This window comes from Rhizobium sp. LjRoot258 (genome assembly GCF_964254185.1).
GTDB lineage: Bacteria > Pseudomonadota > Alphaproteobacteria > Rhizobiales > Rhizobiaceae > Rhizobium.
In genome coordinates this window covers 1998507-2015483 of the sequence record NZ_CAXUST020000001.1, presented here as the reverse complement: position 1 = coordinate 2015483, position 16977 = coordinate 1998507, and the positions used below count along the sequence as shown (strand labels likewise).

Here is a 16977-nt window from a genome sequence, read left to right as displayed (position 1 = left end):
TCCACACTTTAAACTGGGAGGTTTAACATGCGCAGGTTTCTTACCGCGACCGCAGTGGTCGCATTGGCAATGGGCGCGGCGGGCGGCTTGGCGCGCGCTGCCGACGTGAAAGAAGTCCAGATGCTGCATTGGTGGACGTCGGGCGGCGAAGCTGCGGCTCTCAACGTCCTCAAGGAGGACCTTTCCAAGGAAGGATTTGCCTGGAAGGACGTGCCGGTTGCCGGCGGTGGTGGTGATGCGGCAATGACGGCGCTCAAGGCCATGGTCGCTGCGGGCACCTATCCGACGGCATCCCAGATGCTCGGCTACACCGTCCTCGACTACGCGCAGGCCGGCGTCATGGGCGACCTCACCGAGACGGCAAAGAAGGAAGGCTGGGACAAATCCGTTCCGGCAGCGCTGCAGAAGTTCTCCGTTTATGACGGCAAGTGGGTTGCTGCTCCGGTCAACGTTCACTCCGTCAACTGGCTGTGGATCAACAAGGCTGTCATGGAGAAGATCGGCGGCACCGAGCCGAAGACCTTCGACGATCTGATCGCGCTGCTCGACAAGGCCAAGGCGGCAGGTGTCACCCCGCTCGCGCTCGGCGGCCAGAACTGGCAGGAAGCGACGATGTTTGACTCGATCGTTCTGTCGACAGGCGGCCCCGAGTTCTACAAGAAGGCCATGAACGATCTCGACGAGGAGTCGCTCAAGTCGGACACGATGAAGAAGTCGTTCGACAACCTCCAGAAGATGGTTACCTACGTCGATCCGAACTTCTCCGGACGTGATTGGAACCTTGCAACGGCCATGGTCATCAAGGGCGATGCCCTCGTTCAGGTTATGGGCGATTGGGCAAAGGGCGAATTCGTAGCGGCCAAGAAGACGCCGAATACGGATTTCCTGTGCTACCGCTTCCCGGGCACTGACGGCAGCGTCATCTACAACTCCGACATGTTCGGCATGTTCAACGTGCCGGACGATCGCAAGGCGGCGCAGGTCGCGCTTGCAACGGCAACTCTTTCCAAGAGCTTCCAGTCTGCATTCAACGTCGTCAAGGGCTCGGTTCCGGCTCGTACCGACGTTCCGGATACCGACTTCGACGCTTGCGGCAAGAAGGGGATCGCCGACCTGAAGGCTGCCAACGAAGGTGGCACGCTGTTCGGCTCGCTGGCACAGGGCTATGGCGCTCCTCCAGCAGTCGCCAATGCTTACAAGGACGTCGTCTCCAAGTTCGTGCATGGCCAGATCAAGACCTCCGATCAGGCGGTCGAAGAGCTCGTCAAGGCAATTGAAGACGCCAAGTAGTCACGGCCTCCTACGGTCTTCCCCGCCTTTGTGGCGGGGAAGATTTCGTAATGGACGACATCGTCGGAGGGGATGAACCCATGAGCACCATCGCTACAGATAAATCTGTTCTCGCACCACATCGGGGAACGCCTATTTCAATCCGCGCGCGCCTGCAGGACGCGCTGCCGAAGATCGTGCTCGCGCCGAGTTTCGTCATCACGCTTGTCTTCGTGTACGGCTTCATCATCTGGACGGTCTATCTGTCCTTCACTAATTCCAAGACCTTTCCGTCCTACGCGCTGACGGGGCCACGCGCCTATCAACGGCTGTGGCGCTGGACGTTTGAAAGCGATCCGCCTTCCAGTTGGTACACCTCGATCACCAACATGGGCATTTTCGGTTTTCTCTACATCGGTATCTGCCTCGCCCTCGGCCTGTTTCTGGCGATCTTGCTGGATCAGAAGATCCGCGGGGAAGGTCTGCTGCGACCCATCTTCCTGTACCCGATGGCGCTTTCCTTCATCGTCACGGGCGTTGCCTGGAAATGGTTCCTCGATCCGGGGCTTGGCCTTGAGCAGACGCTGCATCAGTTCGGCTGGACGAGCTTCCATTTCGACTGGATCAAGAACAAGGATTTCGTGATCTATACCGTGGTGATCGCCGGCGTTTGGCAGGCTTCCGGCTTTGTGATGGCGATGTTCCTCGCAGGCCTTCGCGGCATTGACAGCGAGATCATGAAGGCGGCACAGATCGACGGCGCAACGACGGTGCAGCTCTATCGACGCATCATTATTCCGCTGCTGCGGCCGATCTTTCTGTCGGCGTTCATCGTGCTCGCGCACATGGCGATCAAGTCTTACGACCTCGTCGTGGCGCTGACATCGGGCGGACCTGGCGGCTCGGCCTGGCTGCCGTCCAACTTCATGTACGAATACACCTTCAAGCGAAATGAGATGGCGGTCGGTTCGGCCAGCGCAGTGATCATGCTGATGACGATCTCGGCAATCATCGTTCCGTATCTTTATTCCGAGCTTCGGGAGAAATCGCGATGAACGCCGTCACCTCGACCCTTTCCGACGCGGCCAATGCGGCACGCTCAAGAATGTTCAGCCGGATCTTCATCTACGGCCTGCTGGTCATATTCGCGATCATCTACCTGATGCCGTTGTTCGTCATGCTCGTCACCTCGTTCAAGACTATGGACGAGATCCAGAATGGCAATATGTTGGCCTTGCCGAAGTCGCCGACCATCGATCCTTGGTTCAAGGCCTGGGGCGAGGCCTGCGTCGGTCTGACCTGCACCGGCATCAAGGGTTACTTCTGGAACTCGATCAAGATGGTCGTTCCGGCCGTGGCGATCTCCACGATCATGGGTGCGCTGAACGGCTACGTGTTGACGAAGTGGCGCTTTCCGGGGCACACGCTGGTTTTCGGCTTGATGCTGTTTGCCTGCTTCATTCCGTTCCAGTCGGTGCTCCTGCCCATGGCGACCATCCTTGGCAGCCTCGGCCGGTTCGGAGCGACGTTGCGCAATGAGATTGGCGTATCGCTGGGCTTCGGCAATCCGACCGTCAATCTCGTCACGGTTCACGTCATCTACGGTCTCGGCTTCACGACGCTTTTCTTCCGCAACTACTACGAGGCCTTCCCGACCGAGTTGGTGAAGGCGGCGCAGGTGGATGGTGCGAGCTTCTTCCAGATTTTCCGCCGCATCATGCTTCCCAATTCGCTGCCGATCATCGTCGTCACGGTGATCTACCAGTTCACCAACATCTGGAACGACTTCCTGTTCGCGTCAGCCTATGCGGGAACCGGCGATTCGATGCCGATGACCGTGGCGCTCAACAACGTCGTGAACACCTCCACCGGTGTCGTTGAATACAACGTCAACATGGCGGCGGCGATGATCGCAGCCCTGCCCACACTCCTCGTCTACATTCTCGCCGGCCGCTACTTCGTGCGTGGTCTGATGGCGGGCGCTGTCAAAGGATAATCCAATGGCTTTCCTCGAAATTTCAGGTCTCAAGAAGCGCTTCGGTGCATTGGAAATCCTCAAGGGCATCGACCTTGAGCTGGAGAAGGGCGGCTTCCTCGTGCTGGTCGGCCCCTCCGGTTGCGGCAAGTCGACATTGCTGAACACGATTGCCGGCCTTGAGTCGATTACCGCGGGCGATATTCGAGTCGATGGTCGGAGCATCGCCGACCTGCATCCGTCGAAGCGTGATATCGCGATGGTGTTCCAGAGCTATGCGCTTTATCCGAACATGACGGTCGCCGGAAATATATCCTTTGGCATGGAGATGCGCGGCGTGCCGGTTGAGGAGCGCAGCAAGGCGATCGACAAAGTCGCCAAGGTGCTGCAGATCGGTCATCTGCTCGATCGCAAGCCGAGTCAGCTGTCGGGTGGTCAGCGGCAGCGTGTTGCGATGGGCCGCGCACTTGTGCGCGATCCCAAGCTGTTCCTGTTCGACGAGCCGCTCTCAAACCTCGACGCCAAGCTGCGCGTCGACATGCGCATCGAGATCAAGCGGCTTCATCAGGCAACCGGCACGACGATCGTCTACGTGACCCACGACCAGATCGAGGCGATGACGCTCGCCACCAAGATCGCCGTCATGCGGGACGGAGAGGTTCAGCAGTTCGGAACGCCTGCAGAAATCTATAACAACCCCGCCAACATGTTCGTCGCCGATTTCATGGGATCGCCAGCCATGAATCTTCTCTCGGGTACGATAGAGAAGGGCGCTGCGGGACTGACCGTATCGCTGGCGCGTCCCCATGGGGAGCCAGTCCGGCTTCCCGTGACATCGGGCAACGGTGCGCTTGAGGCGCATACGGGTCGGGAGATCGTCTTCGGCATCCGGCCGGAGGCGCTGACCGATCCTGACGGCGCAGACCGCAACGCCAAGGCCCTGGCAGAGAGCGATTGCCTGATCGAGGTCGTGGAGCCTGCGGGATCGGATACGTTCGCAGTGACGAAGCTCGGCGGGAAGGAAGTCGTGGCACGTCTGCGCGCCGACGCCCGGATTCAGCCGGGACAGAGCGCTCGCCTGGCATTCAATCTCGACAAGGCGGTGTTCTTCGATCCGCAAAGCCAGATGCGCATCGCTTAGTCTAGCGCTGGATTTTCGACATGAGCAGCACTCCTGATATCGTCATCATAGGGTCGGGCGTGGGCGGTTCCACCGTTGCCGCCGGACTGGCGGCGACCGGCGCCGAGATCCTCATCCTCGAGGCTGGCGACTTCATTGCCGATCGCCCCGAAAACCGTGACCAACGGGCCATTTTCCAGCGCGGGCATTTTCGGCCGAAGGAAACCTGGTACGAGGCCGACGGGACCGGCTTCAACCCGGGCAACTACTACAATGTCGGCGGCAACTCGAAATTCTATGGCGCGGTGCTGTCGCGCTATCGCAGGGAGGATTTCGAGGAGATGCGCCACGCCGAAGGGATCTCGCCCGCATGGCCGTTTCCCTATGAGGCCCTGGAACCTTGGTACAACCGGGCGGAACAGATGTATCAGGTCCGGGGAAGCCTAGGCGAAGACCCCACTGAACCAACCCACTCCGGCAACTACGAATACCCCGCTGTCCCCGACGAGCCGCCGATCGCCGATGTCAGAGCACGGCTGAAGGCGAAAGGTCTGCACCCGTTCTCGCTGCCATTGGGCGTGAACGTTGAGGCATGGCTCTCGAAGGCCAAGACGCCTTGGGACGCGCACCCGAATTCTCGCGATGGGAAGATGGATGCGGAAACTGCTGCCCTCCTTAAGGCCTTGGAATATCCGAATGTCCGTCTCGAAACGAACGCCAAGGCCACGAAGCTGGAGGCAGGTCCGGGCGGCATGATCGAGCGTATCCGCTACCGCAAGAAGGGTGAGGACATTGTTGTCACTCCAAAGCTTGTCATTCTGTCGGCAGGTGCGGTTCAATCCGCTGCTCTGTTGTTGCGTTCGGCGGACACGCGCCATCCAACTGGACTGGCGAATACTTCCGATCAGGTCGGGCGCAATTTCATGAACCACAACTCGTCGGCGGTGATTGCGGTATCGCCAACCTATCGAAACAGCTCGATCTATCAGAAAACGTTCGGCTTCAACGATTTCTATCTGTCCGATGGAAACGGCGGTCCGCCACTCGGGAACGTTCAGTTGCTGGGTCGGATCTCGGCGAAGGTGCTGAAGGGATCGCTGCCTTGGGCGCCGGAATGGCTGCTGCAGAACATCACCGGTCACGCGATCGACTTCTATGCCATGAGCGAGGACGTGCCCAACCCCGAAAGCCGCGTGAGGGTGGATGGGGACCGCATCGTTCTTCAGTGGCAGCGGACGAATTGGAATGCGCATCTCGCACTGGTGGCGAAGCTGAAATCAATACTCAAGTCGATCGGATTCCCGATCGTCCTCGCTAAGCCCTTCGACAAGCGCACGCCATCTCACCAATGCGGCACCGTTCGAATCGGAAACGATCCGGCAAGTGCTCCTCTCGACCCATACTGCCGCTCCTACGACCACGCCAACCTTTTCGTGGTGGATGCCAGCTTCCTGCCGACCTCGGCGGCTGTGAATCCAGCTCTGACGGTCGCCAGTCAGGCGCTGCGGGTCGCCGACCACATCGCAGTGAAGGATCTGCACGTATGACAGACCACGTTGAAAGGCCAGTCGCCATAGTGACCGGCGGACGTCGCGGCATCGGTCTCGGGATCGCGACCGCGCTGGCGAAAGCCGGTTACAACATCGCGATCACTGGCGTGGGTGCTCAGGAAGGTAGCCAGGGCGTCGTTGACGAACTTCGGTCCTTCGGGGTGGATGCAGTCTATCTGCAGGCTGATGTTTCCGACGTTTCGAGGCACGACGAGACCGTGCGCGCCGTTCTCTCGAACTTCGGTCGCATTGATTGCCTCGTCAACAATGCCGGCATGGCGGCGGTGGTCCGGGGAGATTTCCTGGGGCTGCTTCCCGAGAATTTCGACACCGTCATGGCGACGAACCTCAAGGGCACGGTGTTCTTCACGCAGGCTGTCGTGAAGGCCATGCTTGTCACCGGCGCGGCTCCCCATCCGAGATCGATCATCAACATCACATCGGTCTCCGCCGAGGCAAGTTCGCCGGAGCGACTGGATTACTGCATCAGCAAGGCCGGGCTTGCCGCCTTTTCGCAGGGACTTGCGCTGCGGCTGGCGGATTCCGGAATCGCGGTTTTTGAAGTGCGGCCCGGTATCATCCGAACCGACATGACCGCAGGCGTGACATCAAAATATGACGCCCTCATCGAAAACGGCTTGGTGCCGATGAGACGATGGGGCGAAGCGGAAGACCTCGGGAAAATCTGCGCAGCGCTTGCTTCCGGTGATTTCGGTTTTGCCACCGGAACGGTGATCGACGCCGATGGCGGCCTGTCCATTCCTCGCTTGTAACAGGATAGAAAAATGCGTTTTGACTACATCATCACCGGAGCGGGCCCAGCGGGATGCGTGTTGGCCAACCGGCTGAGCGAAGATCCCGACATCAATGTGCTGCTGCTGGAGGCTGGTGGGGGCGACTGGAACCCACTCTTCCATATGCCGGCGGGTTTCGCGAAGATGACAAAGGGTGTTGCGAGTTGGGGCTGGGAAACAGTCCCGCAGAAGCACATGAAGGGCAGGGTGCTGCGCTATACGCAAGCCAAGGTGATCGGCGGCGGCTCGTCGATCAACGCCCAGCTTTATACCCGTGGAAACGCGGCAGACTATGACCTCTGGGCAAGCGAGGACGGATGCGAAGGCTGGGACTATCGCTCTATATTGCCGTACTTCAAGCGCGCAGAGGACAATCAGCGCTTTGCCGACGACTATCATTCCTACGGCGGCCCCTTGGGCGTATCGATGCCCGTGTCGCCCTTGCCGATCTGCGATGCCTATATCCGGGCGGGCCAAGAACTTGGCATTCCCTACAATCATGACTTCAATGGCCGACAACAGGCGGGTGTCGGTTTCTATCAACTGACGCAGCGCGACCGCCGCCGGTCGTCGGCGTCGCTGGCATATCTCTCTCCGATCAAGGCGCGGAAGAACCTAGAGGTCCGCACGGGCGCGCGGGTTGCTCGCATCGTCCTGGAGGGCAACCGCGCCGTCGGCGTCGAGATCGCAACCGAACGTGGCGCCGAGATCGTTCGCGCCGAACGCGAGGTGCTTGTTTCGTCGGGCGCGATCGGATCCCCCAAGCTTCTCCTTCAGTCAGGGATCGGTCCCGCCGACCATCTCCGATCGGTAGGGGTCAAGGTGCGCCACGATCTCCCCGGCGTCGGAGGGAACCTTCAGGATCATCTCGATCTCTTCGTCATCTCCGAATGCACCGGCGACCACACCTACGACGGCGTCGCGAAGCTCCACAGGACGATCTGGGCAGGAGTTCAGTATGTCCTGTTCAAAACAGGCCCGGTTGCCTCCTCTCTCTTTGAGACCGGCGGCTTCTGGTATGCCGACCCGGAGGCGCGCTCGCCGGATATTCAGTTCCATCTCGGCTTGGGATCGGGGATCGAGGCGGGGGTCGAGCGTCTGAAGAACGCCGGCGTGACCCTGAACTCGGCCTACCTGCATCCACGCTCACGAGGAACGGTGCAGCTTTCCTCGGCTGACCCGAGTGCTGCGCCTCTGATCGATCCGAACTATTGGTCCGACCCGCATGACAAGGTCATGTCACTCGAAGGATTGAAGATCGCACGCGAGATCATGCAGCAGGCAGCGCTCAAGCCCTACGTTCTGGCCGAGCGGTTGCCGGGCCCGAAGGCAGTGACCGACGAGCAGCTCTTCGACTACGGCTGCGCGAATGCCAAGACCGACCACCATCCTGTCGGCACGTGCAAGATGGGGACGGGGCCGGAAGCTGTTGTCGGTCTCGATCTCAGGGTCCATGGTCTCGAGGGGCTTCGCGTGTGCGATTCGTCGGTCATGCCGCGAGTTCCATCCTGCAATACCAACGCACCGACCATTATGGTTGGCGAACGAGGCTCCGACCTTATCCGGGGACTGCCACCGTTGCCGGCAGCGATCTTTGCTTACGAGCGCAACGAAACGCGACCGAGAGCGAGGGCAATCGTCAGCTAGACCGAGTGTCCGGACTGCGAACCTTTAGAATGGAGTAGGGTTTGATTTCTGATCCACGAGCTTTCCTGCAAACCCTATTTCACGAGGCAGTCAGGGCGGCGGACCCGTACGAGGCGTTGGTCCGCCATCTGCCAGATCCACCGAAGGGAAGGACAATCGTTGTCGGGGCCGGCAAAGCAGCGAGCCAAATGGCTGCCGCGTTCGAACGCGCGTGGTCTTATCCCTTCGAAGGCCTCGTTGTTGCCAGGCATGGGCCGATCGCCGAGTGCCGATCGACCAAAGTTCTCCAGGCGGCCCATCCCGTCCCTGACAGAGCGGGTCTCGTCGCAGCGGAGGCGCTGATGAGCCATCTGCATGGGTTGACATCCGACGATCTGGTCATCGCGCTGATATCCGGTGGCGGGTCGGCGCTCTTGCCTGCGCCCCCGAGCGGCTTTACCCTCGCTGACGAGAGCGCCCTGAACGAGGCATTGCTGGCGTCGGGCGCTCCGATTTCCGGAATGAATGTTGTGAGGAAGCATTTCTCTCGCATCAAAGGAGGACGACTTGCCGCCCTTGCCCACCCGGCAAGGGTTGTCAGCCTGGTCGTGTCGGATGTTCCGGGGGACAATCCGGCCTTCGTTGCCTCCGGACCAACGGTTCCCGACGGCAGCGATGCGCAGGAGGCGCTACGGGTGGTCCGGGACTACCGGATAGATCTCCCGGCGCGTATGATCGACTGTATCCGCAATGCCAGAGCGCCAACCGCCGGCGACAGCGTGTTCGCGAACAACGAAGTTCATGTGATTGCCTCCGCGCGGGTGTCCCTGGAGGCGGCTGCCGATCGGGCGAGATCTCTTGGCGTGCAACCCCTCATTCTTTCGGATTCGATCGAAGGGGAGGCGAAGGATATCGGCCGGATGCATGCGGCGCTCGCTCGTGAGTTCGAAGCCAGCCCCCCGGCTCCAAAGCCTCTCGTGCTGCTTTCCGGCGGAGAGACCACAGTCAGTATCGGAGCTGGAACGTACGGCAAGGGGGGGCGAAACACCGAGTTTCTTCTCTCGGCAGCCATCGATCTTCAAGGTCTCGACGGCGTCGTGGCAATGGCCGCGGACACCGACGGAATCGACGGCTCGGAAGACAATGCGGGCGCGTTCTGTGACGGCGGGACGGTGGCGCGCATCAGGAACGCAGGCGGCGATGCGCGCACGTTCCTGGCAGGCCACGACGCGTGGTCGGCCTTCAACCTCACGGGCGATCTCTTCGTGCCGGGGCCTACTGGTACGAATGTCAATGATTTCCGAGCTTTTTTTGTAGTGTGACGACGAGAGTCTCATCAGCTTTCGCGTGCATCGACCCGGATTGTTCCCAGCAGTCGCCGGAGCGTCAGGTTTAGCGTGCCGTAAGACGCCGGATGGCATTGCCACCGGCGCGTATGTCTTTGTTCTGATTTTGGAAGCCCGCCCCAGGCCCCTCGGGGGCGGGCTCTATCGATCCGGACCCCTTCCGGACCGCGGCTGATGGTGAGCCGCTGGAAATACACATGCCCGTTGTCGCGCGTTGAGACAACCGAAAGCTGTTTTGTTGGTTATTTGGTAAGGTTACCGGCCGGCGCGCCGTGCGTCTGGACATCGCACGAGATTCTCTTCAACACTGGTATCGGCAGCGTTCTCTTAAACGAGAATGCGCGACGGCGGAACAAAGGGGACTGGGTCATGGTCGACCGGCTGAAGGGGAAAGTTGCAATCGTTTCAGGTGGCGCGACGGGCATGGGCGGGGCAGCCTCGCGTCTCTTTGCCGTCGAGGGCGCCAAGGTAGCGATCATTGACCGAAATGAAGCGGCGGCGCGCCAAACGGCGGAGGAGATCCGCGCTGCCGGTCATGTGGCGGAGCATTGGGTCGCCGACGTGTCCGAAGAGGCGGCTGTCATCCAGGCCGTCAAGGGTGTGGAGAGCAAGTTTGGTGCCGTCACCGTGCTCTTCAACCACGCGGGGACCATCGTGATAAAGCCGTTCCTGGAAACGACACTCGACGAGTGGGAATGGCTGCATGCGGTCAACGTGCGATCCATGTTCTTGATGACCCGGGCCGTGCTGCCGGGGATGATCGCCGCGGGCGGCGGTTCCATCGTCTGCACGTCGTCGATCTCCGCTGTCGCGGCAACGCCGATGGAGGTGTTGTACGACACGACGAAGGGCGCAGTGCATATGTTTGCGCGGGCGATCGGGGTCGAGTTTAGAGATCGCAACATTCGCTGCAATGCTGTCTGCCCCGGTTTCATCCGCACACCGCATGGGTTGCGCGAGGTCAGCGAATTGCAGGCGCTTGGTGTGGATGTCTCAGATGCCGCCATCGCCGCTCAACAGGGCCGTATCGGCGAGCCCGACGACGTGGCGCGTGCCGCGCTCTATCTTGCCAGCGACGAATCGATGTTCGTCAATGGGGCGCATCTCTTCGTCGACAACGGCTTCACCGCGATCTAGGTGCCGGTCAGCTCACCGAGGGTAAAATCGAAAGGGCCGAGATTGTAATCTCCGCCCTTGTCGTTTCGTATTCTGCGGGTACTCGCTTACCTGCCCGCTTTCGCGGTGTGGCGGCGGCCCTTGCCGATATCGGGCAGGAAGACGGTCAGCAGGCCAAGCAGCGGCAGATATGAGCAGATGCGATAGACAAACTCGATGCCCATGTGGTCTGCCACCATGCCGAGGCCGGCAGCGCCGATGCCGCCAATGCCGAAGGCAAAGCCGAAGAACAGGCCGGCGATCATGCCGACGCGACCCGGAACCAGCTCCTGCGCGAAGACGACAATGGCCGAGAAGGCGGAGGCGAGGATCACGCCGATCAGGAACGTCAGGAAGACCGTCCAGTTGTAGTCGGCATAAGGCAGGGCAAGCGTGAAGGGCAGGGCGCCGAGGATCGAGAACCAGATCACGAACTTGGTGCCGAACCAGTCGACGATAGGGCCGCCGGCGACGGTGCCGATGGCGACGGCGCCGAGAAATACGAACAGCAGAATCTGTGCGTGCTGCACAGATACCCCGAAGCGCTCGATCATATAGAAGGTGTAGTAGCTCGACAGGCTTGTCATATAGACGTACTTCGAGAAGACCAGAAGTGCCAGCACACCGATCGCTGCGATGACTTTCTTGCGCGGGAGGTGTACGGCGGGCACGGCTACCTTGTGGCCGGCATTGCTTTTGCGGTGGTCGGCATACCAGGCGCCGACGCGCCACAGGATGATCATCCCAGTCAGCGCCGCGAGCGAGAACCATGCTACGCTATGCTGGCCGCGCGGCAGCACGATGAATGCCGCCAGGAGCGGACCGATCGCCGAGCCGAAATTACCGCCAACCTGGAACAGCGACTGGGCAAGGCCGTGGCGACCGCCTGATGCCAGCCGGGCAACGCGTGAGGATTCCGGATGGAATACGGCCGAGCCGAGGCCGATGACGCCGGCGCCGACGAGCAACACCCAATAGGCATGTGCATAGGCCAGGAGCACCAGGCCGATCAGGGTGAAGCCCATGCCGACTGCCAGCGAGTATGGTAACGGGCGTTTGTCTGTGTAGATGCCGATCAGCGGCTGTAGAAGCGATGCCGTGACCTGGAACACGAGGCCAAGGAAGCCGATCTGCGTAAAATCGAGGCCGTAGCCTTCCTTGATCATCGGATACAGAGCCGGAATCAGTGACTGCATGGTGTCGTTGAGCAGGTGGCAGAAGCTCACCGCCATGATGATGCCGAAAATCGTCTGTTCCGCAGAGTGCCTCTCTGCCGTCATTGCGCTGTTTGTCACGATTCCACTCCGTCATTTGACGATCCGAGATAGCCGACTTGCCGTCGTCCCGCTTTCGTGTTTTGGTCTTGTTGTTTCGCGAGTGGGCCAAAGATGACAAAATCCGGACAGCGGTTGGCGGTGAGCGAGCTGGCCAAGCTTCATGTGGAGCGTCTCGCTGCCATCGAGGCTGCTTCCGAGCCGGTCTACGCCATCCCCTCGGAATATCCGGCCGGCTATCACGTGAAGCCGCACAGCCATAGCCGCGCGCAGTTCGTCTATGCCCGAGCTGGCGTCGTCATGGTGTCGTCCGTGCAGGGGCGTTGGATGGTGCCGCCGCAGCATGCGCTGTGGATACCAGCGGGTCTTGTGCATATGGTCGACATGCTGGGCGATGTCACCATGCTGTCCGCTTATGTCGCGCCCAACGCCTTGGCCGATCCGCCGACGGCGATTCGGGTTGTGGCACTGACCGACCTTGCCCGCGCGCTGATCATAGAGGCCGTCGCGTCACCGTCGGGAGCCACGAGCGGGCGGCATAATCTCGTCATGGCCCTGCTGCTGGAGGAGGTCTTGCGGCTTCCTGACCGGCCGCTGGGATTGCCATTTCCGTCTGATGTACGCCTGGCAGCCCTCTGCCGCGGCTTTCTAGAAAATCCGAGTGCCCGGCTGGTTATCGACGACTGGGCAGAGCGGCTTGCCATGAGCCGTCGCGCCTTCACCCGATTCTTTCGCAAGGAAACGGGAATCAGTCTCTCGACGTGGCGCCAGCAGGCGGCCGTATTCACAGCCTTGCCCCGCCTCGCGGCCGGGGAGGCCGTCACGGCCGTCGCCATCGACCTCGGCTACGACAGCGTCGCTGCCTTCACCACGATGTTCAGACGGACGTTGGGCGCTGCTCCGCGAGCATATTTCAAAGCGCCGCCCGAACAATATTGAGCATCGGAGGAACGGATCGCGGTGTCGCAAGGCCCCTGCGGCATCCGTGGGTGAGGCCCGATATGACGTTGACGTTCACGGCATATCTGTGGCTTTCAAGAATTCGAAAAACATTCGTTTGACATTCGAATAATCTTCGCTTTAACTGCGTTCACTTTCGCAAATGCGCAAGCATGTTGCGTTGCGGTATATTCTGGCTCGGAGGGGGAATGTGAGCCGTCAGATTCACGATCTTTTCATCGTCGGCGGTGGCATTAACGGCTGCGGGATCGCGCGTGATGCGATTGGGCGCGGCTATACGGTCGCGCTTGCGGAGATGAACGATTTCGCGTCCGGCACGTCCTCGGGCGCGACCAAGCTCATCCATGGGGGCTTGCGATATCTCGAACATTACGAGTTTCGTCTGGTGCGCGAGTCGCTGATGGAGCGCGAAGTGCTCTGGGCGATGGCGCCGCACATTATCTGGCCGATGCGCTTCGTGCTGCCCTATCACAAGGGCGGCATCCGACCGGCCTGGCTGATCCGCCTCGGGCTGTTTCTTTACGACCATCTCGGCGGCCGCAAGCTGTTGCCGCCGACCGCCGTTCTCGACATGCGTCGGGATCCGGCTGCTAAGCCGTTGAAGGCGCTCTTCACGAAGGCATTCGAATATTCGGACGGCTGGGTCGACGATGCACGCATGGTTGTGTTGAACGCGAGGGATGCCGCCGACCGCGGCGCGCTGATCATGCCGAGAACGAAGGTCGTGTCGGCGCGGCGCGAGAACGGACTGTGGTCAATCGAGACGATCGACACCGTTAGCGGGCAGGCGAACAGTTTTCAGGCGCGGATGCTGGTGAATGCGGCCGGTCCCTGGGTTGATCACGTCATTCGCGCGGCTTTCGGGCAGAACGAGGCTCACCATGTGCGGCTCGTCCAGGGCAGCCATATCGTGGTGAAGAAGAAGTTCAACGGTCCGCGTGCCTATTTCTTCCAGAACCCAGACAACCGCATCATCTTCGCGATCCCCTACGAGCAGGACTTCACACTGATCGGTACTACCGACCGCGACTACTCGGCCGATCCAAAGGATGTGAAGATTTCCGAAGAAGAAACGGCGTATCTCTGCAACGCGGCGAGCGAGTATTTCAAGGAGCCGGTGCGGCCGGAAGACATCGTCTGGACCTACTCGGCCGTGCGGCCGCTGTTTGATGACGGCGCTTCCAAGGCGCAGGAGGCAACCCGCGACTACGTGCTGAAAATCGAAGGCGAGGGTGAAAGCGCGCCGTTGCTCAACGTCTTCGGCGGCAAGCTCACGACCTATCGGCGGCTTTCCGAGCATGCGCTGGAAAAAATCGCTGCGGCGATCGGTGCCAAAGGCGCGCCGTGGACAGCGAAAAGCCATCTGCCGGGCGGCGATTTCGCGCCAACCGGCTATGAGGCTGAAGTCGCGAAGCTGAGGCGCCGCTATCCGTTCCTGGCCGACCGGCAGGCGCGCCGACTGGTGCGCCGCTACGGCACGAAGGCGTCGGTTCTTCTTGGGCGGGCTGTCAACACCGAGGACCTCGGACGCTGTTTCGGCGGCGATCTCTACGAAGCAGAGGTTCGCTATCTCATCGATCACGAATGGGCCAGACGCGCAGATGATGTGCTGTGGCGAAGAACGAAGGACGGCCTGCGTCTAACCAAGGAACAGGCTGCGCTATTGGAGGAGTACATGGCCGCGCGACCGGCACAGATGGCTGGTTGATGCGGTAATGTCCCCGCTGTTGAGGAGGCACGGGAACGGGAATGCTTGAATTGCTGAACGCCGCAAAGATGGTGGGCGGGGAGTATCATATCCACGCGACCAATCTTGCGTTTGAAAAAGGCACGCTGAATGTGCTGCTGGGGCCGACGCTGTCGGGCAAGACGTCGCTGATGCGGCTGATGGCCGGGCTCGATCGTCCGACGAGTGGTTCGGTCCATTTCGACGGCGCGGATGTGACCGGCATGCCGGTGCAGAAGCGCAATGTCGCGATGGTCTACCAGCAGTTCATCAACTATCCGGCGCTGACGGTGTACGAGAACATCGCCTCGCCGATGCGGATTGCCGGCAAGGATGCGGCGACAATCGACCGGGAAGTGCGCAAGGCCGCCGATCTGCTGCGCCTCACGCCCTATCTGGACCGGACGCCGCTCAATCTCTCCGGCGGCCAGCAGCAGCGCACGGCGCTTGCTCGCGCCCTCGTCAAAAATGCCAGCCTGGTGCTGATGGACGAGCCGCTCGCAAACCTCGACTACAAGCTGCGTGAGGAACTGCGGGCCGAGCTGCCGAAGATCTTTGCGCAATCCGGCGCGATCTTCGTTTACGCCACGACGGAGCCCTCCGAAGCGCTTCTGCTCGGCGGCAACACGGCGACCCTTTCGGAAGGCCGTGTGACCCAGTTCGGACCGACCATTTCAGTCTATCGAAACCCGTTCGATCTTGTCACAGCAAAGACCTTTGCCGATCCGCCGCTCAATTTCATTGATGTCGTCAAGGCTGGTGGAGTGTTCCAAAGGCAGGATGCGACGATGCTGCCGGTGCCTGCACATCTGGCCGGAATGGCCGATGGTCCGGTCACCATTGCCTTCCATCCGCACCACCTCGGTCTCTCGCAGCAAACCCCGGCCGCCGCAAGGCTGCAGGCTCGCACACAGATCTCGGAAATTACCGGCTCCGAGAGCTTCGTGCACCTGGATTTCGACGGCGTGCGCTGGGTCATGCTCGCCCACGGTATTCACAACATCGATCCGGACACCGAGGTCGACGTGTACCTCGACACGCGTCATGTCATGGCTTTTGGCACCGACGGTCGCGCTATCGCAACTGGCGCAAAGGCGTAAGGGAGAAGGACATGGCACGCATCACGCTCGACCACATCCGCCACGCCTACGGACCGAACCCGAAGTCGGACACGGACTACGCGCTTCGCGAAGTCGATCACGAATGGAGGGACGGCGGCGCCTACGCGCTTCTCGGACCATCCGGCTGCGGAAAGACAACACTGCTCAACATCATTTCCGGCCTGCTGCAGCCATCGCATGGCCGCATCCTCTTCGACGGAAACGATGTGACGAACCTTTCGACACAGGCGCGCAACATCGCGCAGGTGTTCCAGTTCCCGGTCATCTACGACACGATGACCGTCTACGACAATCTGGCCTTTCCGTTGCGCAATCGTGGCGTCGCCGAGCCGGAAGTCGACCGCCGCGTTCGTGACATTCTCGAGATGATCGACCTCGGGGGCATGGCCAAACGCAAGGCGCAGGGCCTGACCGCCGACCAGAAGCAGAAGATTTCGCTCGGTCGCGGCCTGGTGCGCAACGACGTCAACGCCATCCTGTTCGACGAGCCTTTGACCGTTATCGACCCGCACATGAAGTGGGTGCTGCGTTCGCAGCTGAAGCGGCTGCACAAACAGTTCGGTTTCACCATGGTCTACGTGACCCACGACCAGACGGAGGCGCTGACCTTCGCTGACAAGGTCGTCGTTATGTACGAGGGAGAAATCGTCCAGATCGGCACGCCGGCAGAGCTTTTCGAGCGGCCGAGTCACACGTTCGTCGGCTACTTCATCGGCTCACCGGGCATGAATGTCCTGCCGGTCCAGCTGCAGGGTAACGCGGTCCGTATCGGCAGCGAGACATTGTCATTGGACTATGCGCCGCAAACGGCGGCTGGTGCAAAGACCGAGCTGGGCATCCGCCCGGAGTTCATCAATCTCGGCCGCGAGGGAATGCCGGTCACCGTCAACAGGGTCGAGGACATTGGACGGCAGAAGGTCGTTCGGGCCACCTTTGCCGGTCAACCGATCGCCATCGTCGTGACGGAGGACTCTGAAATCCCGACCGATGCACGGGTGACCTTCGATCCGGCTGCAATCAATATTTATGCCAATTCCTGGCGCGTCGGCAGGGAGGGCTGA

At 60.8% G+C, this 16977-nt stretch carries 14 protein-coding genes; 13 read left to right on the top strand and 1 reads right to left on the bottom strand.

The genetic code is table 11. The annotated features are described in order from the left end of the window. Positions 1-27 precede the first annotated feature (27 nt). The 9 genes from ACSQ9D_RS10045 (at position 28) to ACSQ9D_RS10005 (ending at position 10817) form a co-directional block, all read left to right on the top strand. Positions 28-1290: an ABC transporter substrate-binding protein gene (locus ACSQ9D_RS10045; RefSeq protein WP_037123685.1), complete on the top strand. Its 1263-nt coding sequence runs from the start codon at positions 28-30 to the stop codon at positions 1288-1290. 80 nt (positions 1291-1370) lie between these two features. Further along, complete coding sequence (locus ACSQ9D_RS10040; protein ID WP_024314050.1) at positions 1371-2324, top strand: carbohydrate ABC transporter permease; 954 nt, start codon at positions 1371-1373, stop codon at positions 2322-2324. Beyond that, on the top strand, positions 2321-3265 hold the full coding sequence (locus ACSQ9D_RS10035) for a carbohydrate ABC transporter permease (RefSeq protein WP_436282107.1): 945 nt from the start codon (positions 2321-2323) through the stop codon (positions 3263-3265). The genes ACSQ9D_RS10040 and ACSQ9D_RS10035 overlap by 4 nt, the downstream gene beginning before the upstream one ends. 4 nt (positions 3266-3269) lie before the next feature. Continuing rightward, the gene (locus tag ACSQ9D_RS10030; RefSeq protein ID WP_436282106.1) at positions 3270-4385 is read left to right on the top strand and encodes an ABC transporter ATP-binding protein; all 1116 of its coding nucleotides are present in this window, start codon (positions 3270-3272) and stop codon (positions 4383-4385) included. A gap of 20 nt (positions 4386-4405) precedes the next feature. Then, a complete protein-coding gene (locus ACSQ9D_RS10025; protein WP_436282105.1) occupies positions 4406-5911 on the top strand; it encodes an FAD-dependent oxidoreductase in 1506 nt (501 codons plus the stop codon). After that, positions 5908-6687, top strand: coding sequence for a 3-ketoacyl-ACP reductase (locus tag ACSQ9D_RS10020; RefSeq protein ID WP_436282104.1), 780 nt, complete (start codon positions 5908-5910; stop codon positions 6685-6687). The genes ACSQ9D_RS10025 and ACSQ9D_RS10020 overlap by 4 nt, the downstream gene beginning before the upstream one ends. A gap of 12 nt (positions 6688-6699) precedes the next feature. Continuing rightward, complete coding sequence (locus ACSQ9D_RS10015) at positions 6700-8355, top strand: GMC family oxidoreductase (RefSeq protein ID WP_436282103.1); 1656 nt, start codon at positions 6700-6702, stop codon at positions 8353-8355. A 41-nt stretch (positions 8356-8396) separates the two neighbouring features. Beyond that, positions 8397-9656, top strand: a complete 1260-nt coding sequence (locus ACSQ9D_RS10010) for a glycerate kinase type-2 family protein (protein ID WP_436282102.1) — start codon at positions 8397-8399, stop codon at positions 9654-9656. A gap of 393 nt (positions 9657-10049) precedes the next feature. After that, positions 10050-10817 (top strand): SDR family NAD(P)-dependent oxidoreductase, encoded by a 768-nt coding sequence (locus ACSQ9D_RS10005; RefSeq protein ID WP_436282101.1) that lies wholly within the window; start codon positions 10050-10052, stop codon positions 10815-10817. A gap of 86 nt (positions 10818-10903) precedes the next feature. Here ACSQ9D_RS10005 and ACSQ9D_RS10000 read toward each other — a convergent pair whose 3' ends face one another. After that, a complete protein-coding gene (locus tag ACSQ9D_RS10000) occupies positions 10904-12115 on the bottom strand; it encodes an MFS transporter (protein WP_436283808.1) in 1212 nt (403 codons plus the stop codon). 108 nt (positions 12116-12223) lie between these two features. On the opposite strand from ACSQ9D_RS10000, the gene ACSQ9D_RS09995 reads away from it, so the two are divergent. The 4 genes from ACSQ9D_RS09995 (at position 12224) to ACSQ9D_RS09980 (ending at position 16977) form a co-directional block, all read left to right on the top strand. Continuing rightward, on the top strand, positions 12224-13048 hold the full coding sequence (locus ACSQ9D_RS09995; protein ID WP_436282100.1) for an AraC family transcriptional regulator: 825 nt from the start codon (positions 12224-12226) through the stop codon (positions 13046-13048). Between the two features lie 211 nt (positions 13049-13259). Then, positions 13260-14777, top strand: coding sequence for a glycerol-3-phosphate dehydrogenase (gene glpD / locus ACSQ9D_RS09990; RefSeq protein ID WP_436282099.1), 1518 nt, complete (start codon positions 13260-13262; stop codon positions 14775-14777). A gap of 41 nt (positions 14778-14818) precedes the next feature. After that, complete coding sequence (locus ACSQ9D_RS09985; protein ID WP_436282098.1) at positions 14819-15895, top strand: ABC transporter ATP-binding protein; 1077 nt, start codon at positions 14819-14821, stop codon at positions 15893-15895. Positions 15896-15906: 11 nt separating this feature from the next. Beyond that, entirely contained in the window at positions 15907-16977 is a 1071-nt protein-coding gene (locus tag ACSQ9D_RS09980) for an ABC transporter ATP-binding protein (protein ID WP_037123709.1), read from the top strand.

What these genes read in the sequence shown, in the direction of transcription:
- ACSQ9D_RS09995 (WP_436282100.1), top strand. Translation starts at nt 12,224, where the DNA reads ATGACAAAATCCGGACAGCGGTTGGCGGTGAGCGAGCTGGCCAAGCTT.
- ACSQ9D_RS09980 (WP_037123709.1), top strand. Translation starts at nt 15,907, where the DNA reads ATGGCACGCATCACGCTCGACCACATCCGCCACGCCTACGGACCGAAC.
- ACSQ9D_RS10025 (WP_436282105.1), top strand. Translation starts at nt 4,406, where the DNA reads ATGAGCAGCACTCCTGATATCGTCATCATAGGGTCGGGCGTGGGCGGT.
- ACSQ9D_RS10000 (WP_436283808.1), bottom strand. Translation starts at nt 12,115, where the DNA reads ATGACGGCAGAGAGGCACTCTGCGGAACAGACGATTTTCGGCATCATC.
- ACSQ9D_RS10040 (WP_024314050.1), top strand. Translation starts at nt 1,371, where the DNA reads ATGAGCACCATCGCTACAGATAAATCTGTTCTCGCACCACATCGGGGA.
- ACSQ9D_RS10020 (WP_436282104.1), top strand. Translation starts at nt 5,908, where the DNA reads ATGACAGACCACGTTGAAAGGCCAGTCGCCATAGTGACCGGCGGACGT.
- ACSQ9D_RS10030 (WP_436282106.1), top strand. Translation starts at nt 3,270, where the DNA reads ATGGCTTTCCTCGAAATTTCAGGTCTCAAGAAGCGCTTCGGTGCATTG.
- ACSQ9D_RS10005 (WP_436282101.1), top strand. Translation starts at nt 10,050, where the DNA reads ATGGTCGACCGGCTGAAGGGGAAAGTTGCAATCGTTTCAGGTGGCGCG.
- ACSQ9D_RS10045 (WP_037123685.1), top strand. Translation starts at nt 28, where the DNA reads ATGCGCAGGTTTCTTACCGCGACCGCAGTGGTCGCATTGGCAATGGGC.
- ACSQ9D_RS10015 (WP_436282103.1), top strand. Translation starts at nt 6,700, where the DNA reads ATGCGTTTTGACTACATCATCACCGGAGCGGGCCCAGCGGGATGCGTG.
- ACSQ9D_RS10035 (WP_436282107.1), top strand. Translation starts at nt 2,321, where the DNA reads ATGAACGCCGTCACCTCGACCCTTTCCGACGCGGCCAATGCGGCACGC.
- ACSQ9D_RS09985 (WP_436282098.1), top strand. Translation starts at nt 14,819, where the DNA reads ATGCTTGAATTGCTGAACGCCGCAAAGATGGTGGGCGGGGAGTATCAT.